General features: G+C 69.8%; 11 protein-coding genes. 6 read left to right on the top strand and 5 right to left on the bottom strand.

Features of this window, described 5'->3' with window-relative positions:
• Window positions 1–188: 188 nt before the first annotated feature.
• Window positions 189–1,787, bottom strand: a complete 1,599-nt coding sequence (locus ACFV0T_RS19090) for a glycerol-3-phosphate dehydrogenase/oxidase (protein WP_385780094.1) — start codon at window positions 1,785–1,787, stop codon at window positions 189–191.
• On the bottom strand, window positions 1,784–2,383 hold the full coding sequence (locus ACFV0T_RS19085) for a TetR/AcrR family transcriptional regulator (RefSeq protein ID WP_385780091.1): 600 nt from the start codon (window positions 2,381–2,383) through the stop codon (window positions 1,784–1,786). Before ACFV0T_RS19085 ends, ACFV0T_RS19090 begins: the two co-directional genes overlap by 4 nt.
• A gap of 76 nt (window positions 2,384–2,459) precedes the next feature.
• On the opposite strand from ACFV0T_RS19085, the gene ACFV0T_RS19080 reads away from it, so the two are divergent.
• Both ACFV0T_RS19080 and ACFV0T_RS19075 read left to right on the top strand, forming a co-directional pair.
• Window positions 2,460–4,052, top strand: a complete 1,593-nt coding sequence (locus tag ACFV0T_RS19080) for an FAD-binding oxidoreductase (protein ID WP_385780088.1) — start codon at window positions 2,460–2,462, stop codon at window positions 4,050–4,052.
• A gap of 137 nt (window positions 4,053–4,189) precedes the next feature.
• Window positions 4,190–5,071 carry a diacylglycerol/lipid kinase family protein gene (locus ACFV0T_RS19075; RefSeq protein ID WP_385780085.1) on the top strand — a complete coding sequence of 294 codons (882 nt, stop codon included), beginning with the start codon at window positions 4,190–4,192 and terminating at the stop codon, window positions 5,069–5,071.
• Between the two features lie 86 nt (window positions 5,072–5,157).
• Here ACFV0T_RS19075 and ACFV0T_RS19070 read toward each other — a convergent pair whose 3' ends face one another.
• Window positions 5,158–5,448 (bottom strand): hypothetical protein, encoded by a 291-nt coding sequence (locus tag ACFV0T_RS19070; RefSeq protein ID WP_385780082.1) that lies wholly within the window; start codon window positions 5,446–5,448, stop codon window positions 5,158–5,160.
• A 124-nt stretch (window positions 5,449–5,572) separates the two neighbouring features.
• Here ACFV0T_RS19070 and ACFV0T_RS19065 point away from each other — a divergent pair, with 124 nt between their 5' ends.
• The 4 genes from ACFV0T_RS19065 (at window position 5,573) to ACFV0T_RS19050 (ending at window position 8,874) form a co-directional block, all read left to right on the top strand.
• Window positions 5,573–5,701 (top strand): hypothetical protein, encoded by a 129-nt coding sequence (locus ACFV0T_RS19065; protein ID WP_385780079.1) that lies wholly within the window; start codon window positions 5,573–5,575, stop codon window positions 5,699–5,701.
• Between the two features lie 401 nt (window positions 5,702–6,102).
• Complete coding sequence (locus ACFV0T_RS19060; protein ID WP_385780077.1) at window positions 6,103–6,594, top strand: DUF2975 domain-containing protein; 492 nt, start codon at window positions 6,103–6,105, stop codon at window positions 6,592–6,594.
• On the top strand, window positions 6,594–6,815 hold the full coding sequence (locus tag ACFV0T_RS19055; protein WP_385780074.1) for a helix-turn-helix domain-containing protein: 222 nt from the start codon (window positions 6,594–6,596) through the stop codon (window positions 6,813–6,815). The genes ACFV0T_RS19060 and ACFV0T_RS19055 overlap by 1 nt, the downstream gene beginning before the upstream one ends.
• 736 nt (window positions 6,816–7,551) lie before the next feature.
• On the top strand, window positions 7,552–8,874 hold the full coding sequence (locus ACFV0T_RS19050; protein ID WP_385780071.1) for an epoxide hydrolase family protein: 1,323 nt from the start codon (window positions 7,552–7,554) through the stop codon (window positions 8,872–8,874).
• A gap of 102 nt (window positions 8,875–8,976) precedes the next feature.
• Here the strand turns inward: ACFV0T_RS19050 and ACFV0T_RS19045 are convergent, their stop codons facing one another.
• Both ACFV0T_RS19045 and ACFV0T_RS19040 read right to left on the bottom strand, forming a co-directional pair.
• Complete coding sequence (locus ACFV0T_RS19045; RefSeq protein WP_385780208.1) at window positions 8,977–10,044, bottom strand: hypothetical protein; 1,068 nt, start codon at window positions 10,042–10,044, stop codon at window positions 8,977–8,979.
• Window positions 10,045–10,266: 222 nt separating this feature from the next.
• Window positions 10,267–10,746, bottom strand: a complete 480-nt coding sequence (locus ACFV0T_RS19040; protein ID WP_385780068.1) for a MarR family winged helix-turn-helix transcriptional regulator — start codon at window positions 10,744–10,746, stop codon at window positions 10,267–10,269.
• Window positions 10,747–10,859 lie beyond the last annotated feature (113 nt).

Here is a 10,859-nt window from a genome sequence, read left to right as displayed (position 1 = left end):
CCTGATCTGATCAAGACCGAATGCCGAAGGCTAACCCACCTGTGTGCCGGCTGTGAGGGAGGGGCCTCGTGAGGTCAGGGGCCGATTCCTCCTCGAGCCCATCAACGGGGTGGCGCGCCTGACGCCCCAGCCGACCCCCGGCGGTGGCGCGGCGCCCGCGTGCCGTTCCGCGCCGTCCGCCGGGCGTCTCACGCAGGCTGAGCGGCGGCCGCGTCAAGTGCTTCCCTGGCCGCCGCCACGGCCGCCGCCCGGTCCTGCGCCACGAGCCCGATGCGGGTGCGCCGGTCCAGGAGATCGGCCTCGTCCAGAGCGCCCTCGTGCAGGGCGGCCCACAACAGGGCTCCACGTGTGACGGGGTTCCCCGGCACCACGGGCTCGTTCAGATGGGGGTCGCGGGTGCCCAGAGCGTGCACGGCGGGTGCCTCGGTGCCGTAGCGGCGGACGAGGTGAGCGGGTGCCGCGAGCACGCCGAGCCGGTGCGGGGCGGCGGCTCCGACCAGGGGCAGGGACGCGGTGGTCGAGGCGCCCACGCGCAGGCCGCGGGCCGCGACCGCCGCGTCGACGGCGTCCTGTGCCATGCGCCGATAGGTGGTGAGTTTGCCTCCGACGACGGTGACCACCCCTTCGCCGGAGGTGAGGACGGCGTGCCGGCGCGAGATGTCGGAGGTACGGGTGGTGTCCGCCGACCGGGTCGGCACGGTGTCCAGCAGCGGACGCAGTCCCGCGAAGGCACCGATGACGTCCTGACGCCTGACCGGTGTGTGCAGGGCGGAGCCCAGGACGTCCAGCAGGAACCCGATGTCCGACTCGGGCACCTCGGGCACGTCCGGTATGTCACCGTCGACGGGCTCGTCGGTCAGCCCGACGTACACGCGCCCGTCGTCCTGCGGGAGCACGAGGACGAATCGGTTGGTCTCCCCCGGAATCGGTATGTGCAGGCCTGCGGGCAGCGGTCCGAGCAGGTCGGCGCGCAGCACCAGATGGGTGCCGCGCGAGGGGCGGATACGGATGCCCTCGACCAGATCGCCCGCCCATACGCCGGATGCGTTGATGACCGCGCGGGCCCTGATCTCGCCGTGTTCTCCGGTGAGTTCGTCGCGGACGCGGGCGGTGCTCCCGCTGAGCTCCAGGGCCCTGACCCTGGTGAGGATCTTCGCGCCGTGGGCCGCGGCGCTGCGGGCGAGCGCGGTGACCAGGCGGGCGTCGTCGGTGACCCGGCCGTCCCAGGACAGCAGGCCGCCGCGCAGGCTGCCGGGGCGTACGGACGGGGTCAGGTGCTGGGCTTCCACGGCGGAGAGGCGGCGCGGCGCGGGCAGGGTGGCACGGGAGGTGCGGGCCGCCAGACGCAGGGCGTCCCCGGCCCGGAAGCCGGCCCAGGCCAGGGACGCCTGGCCTCGTGACACCGAAGGCGTCAGGGGCAGGACGAAGGGCTGGGCGCGCACCAGGTGAGGGGCGGTGCGTTCCATGAGGACGCCGCGTTCGACAGCGCTTTCGTGGGCGACGTCGAGCTGCCCCGAAGCCAAGTAGCGCAGTCCGCCGTGGATGAGTTTGGAACTCCAGCGCGATGTGCCGAAGGCGAGGTCGTGGGCGTCGACGGCGACGACGCTGAGGCCGCGCGCGGCGGCGTCCAGCGCGACCCCGGCGCCGGTGGCGCCGAGCCCGACGACCAGGACGTCCACCACGTCGGCGTCGACGGCTTCGGCCAGTTCGCGGCGCCGGCGGGTGGCGGAGAGCGACGATCCGGAGGCGGGGGCGGCCGAGCCGGACGGACTGCTGGTGGGGCTCACGGTTTGAGGGTCCTCTCCAGAAGGGTGCGCAGTTCGTCGAGGAAGGCGGACCCGTCGAGTTCGGGGTCGTCCTCGTCGGTCATGGTCCGCAGCGACAGGGTGAAGGACTGGACAACGAGCAGTACCGCGCGGGCCTGCCGGTCCGTGTGTGTCCGCCGCACCGACCCGTCGGCGTGCCCCTCCGCCAGGGCGTCGGCGAGCAGGCCCAACAGGGCTTCCTGGCTGGCTCCCCGGCGGTCCAGGACGTAGGTCAGCAGGAGTTCGGGGTCGACGTCGATGATCTTGCGGAAGAGCGGGTGGGCCCGGAACGCCTCGACTCCGGCCACCAGGCCGTCCACGATCAGGCCGCGCATGTCCCGGCCGGGCCGGCGCTGCGGCATCGCGCGGCCGGCCACGTCGATCCACTCGCGCGTCATCAGATCGCCCACCAGTGAGCGCACGTCGGGCCAGCGGCGGTAGAGCGTCATCCGTGAGACGCCGGCGCGGCGGGCGACGTCGGTGAGGGTGGTGCGCCGGACGCCGAACGCCAGCACGCAGTCGCGTGCCGCGTCGAGGACGGGATCATTGTCCGAGTGCTTGTGACGAATAAGCGCCATGTGTAACAGTGTAACGCCCTGTGCGGCCGTGCGGGAGACGGCGCGTCGCCAACCGACCGATGAGGACAAAGCGTTCATGGACATGCTGTGGAGTGGCTGGGGCGACCCCGCCAAGGCGGCACCGCTGCCCGACTCGGTGACCGCGCTGCTGCGGGATCTGCTCGGCGTCAAGCCGCGGGACACCGGCACACACACTCTTGAGGAGATCTCCCTCCCCGAGCCCCCGTTGGAAGCCGCCGCCCTGCGCGCGCTGGCGGAAGCCGTCGGCGGCGAGGCCCACGTGAGCACCGACGCGGAGAGCCGGATCAGACACACGCGCGGCAAGTCCACGCCGGACCTGTTGAAGATCCGTGCCGGAGACGTCGTGGACGCCCCGGCGGCCGTCGTCCTGCCCGCCACCCACAGCGAGGTCCTCGCCGTGCTGCGGGTGTGCGCCGAGCACGGCCTCGCGGTCGTCCCGTTCGGAGGCGGTACGTCCGTCGTCGGCGGCCTCGCGCCCGAGCGCCGCATCTTCGTCGCCCTGGACCTGCGCCGTATGAACGCCCTGGTCGACATCGACCCCGTCTCACGGACCGCCACCCTCCAGCCGGGCCTTCGCGCACCCGAGGCGGAGGCGCTCCTGGCCGAGCACGGGTTCACCCTCGGGCACTTCCCCCAGTCCTACGAGTGGGCGACCATCGGCGGATTCGCAGCCGCCCGTTCCAGCGGACAGGCCTCCGCCGGATACGGCCGCTTCGACGAGATGGTCCTCGGCCTCACCGTCGCGACCCCCGAAGGCACCCTGGACGCGGGACGCGCGCCGCGCTCGGCGGCCGGCCCCGATCTGCGGCAGCTGATCCTCGGCTCCGAGGGAGCCTTCGGTGTCATCACCGCCGTCACGGTACGTATCAGGCCCCTCCCGCAGACCCGTATCTACGAAGGGTGGCGCTTCGCCTCCTTCGAGCAGGGCGCCACCGCCCTGCGCCGGCTCGCCCAGGACGGCCCGCGTCCCACGGTGCTGCGACTGTCCGACGAGACGGAGACCTTCGTCGGTCTGGCCCAGCCCGACGCCATCGGTTCGGCCGAGACGCCGACGAACGCCGGATGCACGGCGATCGCCGGATACGAGGGGACCGAGGAGGACACGGCGAGCCGCCGCGAGCAGGCCGCCGCGGTGCTGCGCGCCGCGGGAGGCACCTTCCTGGGAGCGGAGCCCGGCGACCGCTGGGCACACGGCCGCTATGCGGCGCCGTACCTGCGGGACTCCCTGCTCGACGCCGGCGCCTTCGTCGAGACCCTGGAGACGGCGACCTTCTGGTCGCGTGTTCCCGAGCTCTACGCGGCCGTGCGCACCGCACTGACCGACACCCTCTCCGAGGCAGGCACCCCGCCGCTGGTGATGTGCCACATCTCGCACGTGTACGAGAACGGTGCCTCGCTGTACTTCACCGTGGTCAGCGCACAGGGCCAGGACGCCGTGGCCCACTGGGCACCGGCCAAGTCCGCCGCGAACGAGGCCGTGCTGAACGCGGGCGGTACGATCAGCCACCACCACGGAGTGGGCACCGATCACCGCGACTGGTACGTGCGGGAAGCCGGGCAGCTGGGTGTCGAGGCACTGCGCGCCGTCAAGCGGCGGCTGGACCCCGACGGCCTTCTCAATCCTGGGGTGCTGCTGCCCGTGGAATGACTCCCCGCGCAGACCCCCGGTCGCCGTCCGGCCGCCGGTCCGCCCTCGGGCTCCGGTCGCCCACCGGGGCCGCTCCCGACTCCGCCCCACGTTCCGCCCCACGTTCCGTCCCACCGTCACCGCCCGGAGGCACATCGATGCGACAGTTCACCGCCGTCGTCAATCCCACTGCGGGCGACTCAGCCGGAGCGGCGGCGCTGCTCCAGGTCGCCCGTCTGCTGCGGGAGGCCGGAGCGGGACTGGACACCGAGTACAGCCGCAGCCTCGTCCACGCCCAGGAGCTGGCACGCCGGGCCGGGGAGCAGGGCCGGGTCGTACTCGCGGTCGGCGGCGACGGCATGGCCGGGAGCATAGGCGGCGCCCTCAGCGGTACGGACGCCGTGGTGGGCCTGGTGCCCGCGGGCCGCGGCAACGACTTCGCCCGGGCTCTCGGCCTGCCCACCGACGCGGCAGACCTGGCCCGTGTCCTGCTCGACAGCGAGCCGCGGCGCGTGGACACCATCGAGGTCGAGTCGGCTGTTCACCCGCGCACCGTGGTGCTGGGCAGCGTGTACGCGGGTGTCGACGCGCTCGCCAACCGGCATGCCAACCAGTCGCGCCTGCTGCGTGGGGCCGCCTCGTACTACGCCGGCGGGCTGCGTGCCGTCGCCGGCTGGCGCCCGGCGTCCTACCGGGTCACCGTCGACGGGGAGGAGCACCCGCACCGCGGATACACCGTCGTGGCCGCCAACTCCGCCTACTACGGCTCCGGCCGCATCGTCGCCCCGTCCGCCCGCGTGGACGACGGCATGCTGGACGTCGTCATGATCCGCGAGGCCCCCCGCCGCCTGTTCTTCACGCTGATGAACGAACTCAAGACCGGCACCCACGTCGAGCGGCCCGAGGTCGTCGTCCTGCGGGGCAGGGAGATCCACATCGAGGCCGACCGGCCGGTGCCCTACGGCGCCGACGGAGAGGTCGATGCCGTCCTGCCCGTCACCGCCCGGGTGCGGCCGGGCGACCTGGCCATGCTGTTCTGAGCGACGATCACCGTGCCCGCCCACTCCGGGCGGAGGCTGGTGAACGCGGGCGGCGGCCGACGTGGATCGGCCGCCGCCCGGTTCTCTCAGTGCTTGCGGCGGGGCTGGTCGGCGCGGCTCTTGGCCGAGGCGACCGTGGGGTCCAGGTCCTTGAAGCCCTTGGTGTAGGAACCCACCGAGATTCCCCGGACCTTCCGGGACTGGGCCGGCTGCTGGAACCAGGCGGCCCTGGACGCCGTGGTGAGGATCCTGATGGCGCTGCGCTGTAGGTCGCCCAGGCGCACCGTGTAGGCGTTGGCGGCGGGGTAGTTGCCGGTCAGCGTCACCGTGCAGGAGGTGACGGGAGTGGTCGCGTCGCCGGCTGTGCTGTGCTGCACGTTCGAGACCGTGACAGCAGCCTTCTGGGCGGCGGTCAGGGCGGAGGAGGCGAGCAGGTCCCGCACGGCCTGGTAGGCGTCGTCGACCGAGGTGAACTTCGGATGGGCCGTGTAGGTCTGGTTGTTGATCGCGTCGATGGTGGTGGTGCCGGACAGGGGCGTCTTCGACAGGTCCGTCGAGGAATCGACGGTGGAGGAGACGGAGGTGCTGCCGCCGGCCGCCAGGGTCAGTCCGCCGAGCTGGAAGGTGTAGCTGGTGGAGCCGGTGCTCCTGACGGTGCTGGTGTAGGCGGGCAGGCCGCTCAGCCCTGCTCCGAGTCGGTCAGCCCGACGCTCCTCCGGCCGACCGGGCTCCGATGCCGACGGCGCGGGCAGCCTGGACGGCCGTGAGCGCGACGCCGTTCCTGGTGGCAGGCCCGCGCGTTGTCGGCGCCAGGACGCAACCCAGGGCTTCGACGTCGTCGGGTTGAGTCTGATCTGTGCTCAAGCGAGGCCGACTCCGACAAGATCAAGACGGTTCGCGCGAGCGCCATGCCATGGGAGGGGCTGCGACCTCCCGCCACAGCGCGACACCGTCGCCCCCTCCATCCCGACCCTTGCCTCGCTTATCGAAATTCGATAGATTCCAATCGTAACTCGATGGAGGGATGGGGCATGGGAAACCTGACTGTGCGTGCGCTGCGCGCGGTGCTCGTGGTGGTGCTCGCCGGCACCGTGTTCGTACAGGCATTGTTGGTGTGGGCGTTGGTCAGCGGGAACGACCCGGAGGACGGGTCGCTCCCGCTGACCCCGCTGCGCGTGATCACGATCCTGGGCATGGTGTCGGTCCAGGTCGCCCTGGTCTGCGTATGGCGGCTGGTGACGATGGTGCGACGCGGAACCGTGTTCTCCGACGCCGCCTTCCGGTACGTGGACATCGTGATCGGCGCGATCGTGGCGGCCGCCCTCGTGTGGTTCGCGGTCACGGCCATCAACGCGCCGGGCCAGCGGGACGACCCCGGCGTCACGCTCATCATGGGCGGGGTCGGCGTGGCCATCCTGGGGGTCGCGCTCTTGGTGCTCGTGCTGCGGATGCTGCTCACCCAGGCCGTCGCCCGCGACGTCGAAGCGACTCAGATGCAGGCCGAGCTGGACGAGGTGATCTGATGCCGATCGCCGTCGACATCGACGTGATGCTGGCCAGGCGGAAGATGTCCGTGGGCGAGCTCGCGGACCGCGTGGGGATCACGCCCGCCAACCTGGCGGTACTCAAGAACGGCCGCGCCAAGGCGGTGCGCTTCGCGACGCTCGCCGCGCTCTGCGAGGTGCTCAAGTGCCAGCCGGGCGACCTGCTGCGCTGGGAGGCCGAGGACGCCACCGGCGGATGACGTACCCCAGGGCGGGCGGGCAGACGCCCGGCACCAGGCCCGTGACACAGTACGTGGACCGCATGGACGTGGATCGCCGATCACCCGCAGCACCGGCCCGACCCCGTTGGGCAGATTCCGGTCGACCTGCACCGCACCGTCCTGGCCGACGATCGCGACCTTGCGAAGGAGACCTCCCCAGCACAGACCCCCGTCCTTCCTGCACGGAAGGGCGGGGGTTCGCCATCTGGCGGCCGGCCAGGACTTCGCCGTGGTCGCGACGAGGTCACCTGCTTCCAGCCGCTGCTGGAGACCCGCGCCGACCTGGCGGCCGCGGTGACGACCAGCGACGCCAACGCGTATCGGGCATGAGCACCGCATCTCGCCACCAGCGCCCTTCGCCGCGCCGGGAGGAGCAGCATCACCGCCGGTCCCGTGACACCAGCCGGCCGCTCACCATCCTCGGACCCACATGGTCATGAAACGGACGCCGCGCGACTACGCCGAAGCGACCGGGGCGCAACCGCCAACCGAGTTGCGCGCTCACGGAGAGAAAGATAGCGTTACGGGCAGTAATATTGCTGACGCATCGCGTGAGTGACCAGGTAACTCCGCGAACTCAAGCATGATTCCACTCGCCCGCGGGTCAGTGACTCCGAGCGCGCAATCGCCATTCATGCCGCTTGGGCAGAATACCGAGCGAGGAATCACTTCTCCCTCGCGACTCCGGGATCCAGGAATGATTAGGGAGATCGTCATGCCCGAATTCCTCCGTTCGTACTCTCGCCGGAATTTCATTGCCGCTTCGGCAACCGCTGCGACCGCGGCGGCGACAGGAGCTTTCGGCTTGCACGCACGGGAATCCGGCATGCCGGGTCCATCGAGCGAGAGGGAGAGCGTACGACCCTTTCGCGTGAATATCCCACAGCAGGATCTCGACGATCTGCGACGACGCATCATGGCGACACGCTGGCCCGACCGCGAAACGGTGCACGACCAGTCGCAGGGTGTCCAGTTGGCCACGATGAAGGAGCTCGCCCACTATTGGGGAACGAGCTACAACTGGCGGCACATCGAGGAGAAGCTCAACTCCCTGCCGCAGTACATGACAGAGATCGACGGACTTGACATACATTTCATTCACGTCCGCTCCCGCCACCCGAACGCCTTGCCGATAATCCTGACCCATGGCTGGCCCGGCTCCATCCTGGAGTTCTTGAAGGTCATCGAGCCGCTCAGCAACCCCACGGCACACGGAGGTCGTGCCGAGGACGCCTTTCACCTTGTCATTCCGTCGATGCCCGGCTACGGCTTCTCGGAGCGACCGACGACGACCGGGTGGGGCCCCGACCGAATTGCCCGCGCCTGGGCCGTGCTGATGGAGCGCCTCGGATACAAGCATTACGTTTCCCAGGGCGGCGACTGGGGAGCCGTGATTTCCGACAAGATGGCCGTGCAGAAGCCCGCAGGCCTGCTCGGAATCCATGTGAACTTCCCGGCCACCGTCCCGCCCGACATCGCGAAGAAGCTCGCCTGCGGCGATCCCGTACCGTCGGGTCTCGGTCCGGACGAGAGGGCCGCGTACACCAAGCTCGCCGCCTTCTACAAGACGGGATCCGGCTACTCTGCCATGATGGTCACCCGTCCGCAGACCGAGGGATACGGGCTGACCGACTCACCCGCCGGACTGGCCGCCTGGATGTACGACAAGTTCGCGGCGTGGACGTACAGCGGCGGCCACCCCGAGCGTGTGCTCACCAGGGACGAGATGCTCAACGACATCACCCTCTACTGGGTGACGAACACCGCGGTCTCCTCGTCGCGGCTCTACTGGGAGAACAACGCCAACAACTTCAACGCCGTCTCGGTGTCCATCCCGGCCGCCATCACGGTGTTCCCCGGTGAGATCTACCAAGCCCCCCGCAGCTGGGCGTCCCGCGCTTACCACGACCTCTTCTACTTCCACCAGGTGCGCGACGGAGGCCACTTCGCGGCATGGGAGGTCCCGGACATCTTCACGCGCGAGCTTCGCGCCGCGTTCACATCACTGCGCAACTCATCGAAGAACGCGGGGAAGTAGGGCGTTCGGCAGGTCGAAAAGCGTCGAAGGGCAGTCAGGCCCGTCGGCGCGACGCGACCTCGCACTCACTGATTGCGGAGGGTGTGTGACAGGCCCGACAGCTCATTGGATCAGGTCGGTGTGCGGATGCTCGGGAGAGGTCGGGCAGACGTAGAGCTGCATGTTGTCGGTGCTGCCTACTTCTACCTTGGTCGGCTGCGCAGGGTCCTGGCCGGCGTGATGACTCGCGTAGGCGGCGGCCTGGTCTTCGCACGGCGCCCAGCTGCGTCCCTCACCACCGTCCCACTCGAAGGAAGCGATGGTCAGCAGTGGGACCATCTGAGCGTCGCACACACCGCAGAATCGGCGATACGGGTCGGTGCGGCCCCACGGAGGCCAGCCGCCGACCTTCCAGCCGGGAGCGTCAGCCAGCTCACGGTCATAGAAGTCCCGCGGATAGTCCGCGTAGACGCTGTCCACGCCGACGCCGGCTGCCTGCCATCTGCTCCGGTCCTCCAGCATCTGCCGCGTCTCCGGGCTCAGATCAAGGCTGTCGGGGTACTCGGTGATCGCTTCTGGTGCCAGCGCGCACGGCTCCGGCACATATCCCTGCCAGTTCACCTCATACGGTTCCGGCGGTGCGGCGAGGACGTCGCCGACCTCCGCGGCGAACCGCCAGAACAGTGCGGTCGACGGCTTGTGATCCGGATCGTGGTCGTAGGGGCACCAGAGGACCTGGAGCAGATCGGCCTGTCCGGGCGGCCGCAACAGGGGTATGTCGCGTAGATACAGCTGGGCCACGGGCAGCATGGGGACCGGGCACTCCGCGGGCATCGGAGGGCCTGCGTCGAGTCGCTCCGCGAGCATCGCGGCGTTCCGTTCCTTGATCGCCTCCTCCTCTTGTGTGAAGGCGGGACCATGGGGATCACCTAGCTGACGGGCCACCCTGCGCCGGGTCAGCCGCACTTCTGCCGGCGACTCGCGGAATCCGCTGTCCACGTGCGTGCCTTCGCAGTGCGGCCACGGCTCCTCAGCCGGCCACAGCAACGGCCCCCCGACCGAGCTCTCCCCTGTCGAAGGCGACCCGGGACGAGGATGCAGCCGGATCGCAGAACGCGCCAACGGAGCCAGCTCGGGAAAGACCGCGGTCACATCCACAGGCCGCGGCGGAGTAGTACGTACGAAAACCATGCCGGTGATCCTGCCACCGGCCACTGACAACCCCTGGACGCCTCAACCGGCGTCGGTGGCACAGGTGTTCAGCTGGTCGAGTCCCACGCATGCAGCCCCGGCCCCGGCCACACCGACAGCGACAGCGACAGCGACAGCGACAGCGACAGCGAGCCTGCCCATGTGACAACCCGCGTGCACCGTCTCAGCCGTCACTCGACTCGGTGGCCACTCTGAAAACCCTCACTGCCCCGCGGAGACGTTTGTCGTCAGCCGCTCGAGGATGGACTTGACCTGCGCGACTTCCAGCGCGGTCAGGCCCGCGACCTTCGCGATGGTGGCGGGGACGACGCGAGCGCGCTCGCGCAGTTCCGCACCCTGCTCGGTGAGGCTGATCTGCACCGAACGCTCGTCGCTCGCCTGGCGTTCGCGCCGGACCAGTCCGTGAGCTTGCAGGCGCTTCAGCAACGGTGTCAAGGTGCCGTAGTCGAGCTGTAGGCGCTTGCCCAGTTCCTTGATCGGAAGCGCACCGTGTTCCCACAGCACCAGCATCACCAGGTACTGGGGGTAGGTCAGGTCGAACTCTTCCAGCAGGGGACGGTAGCGACCGGTGAGGGCCCGCTGCGCCGCGTAGAGGGCAAAGCACATCTGGTCGTCCAGCAGCAGGCTGACCTCCTCGTCGGTCACCGCCGGCTCCTCCACGCCTGTCTCGTCCCTCTTCATCGCAACTCCTCTCCCTGCCATGACCCCAGATGGAACACTATACCAAACTTACATGGGCACTATTAGATTGCACGCAATTAACATGCTTGCGGGCCACACACTGCGGCGTGCGA

This window comes from Streptomyces sp. NPDC059582, assembly GCF_042735715.1.
Taxonomy (GTDB): domain Bacteria; phylum Actinomycetota; class Actinomycetes; order Streptomycetales; family Streptomycetaceae; genus Streptomyces.
This window is presented reverse-complemented; position numbering and strand designations above follow the sequence as displayed.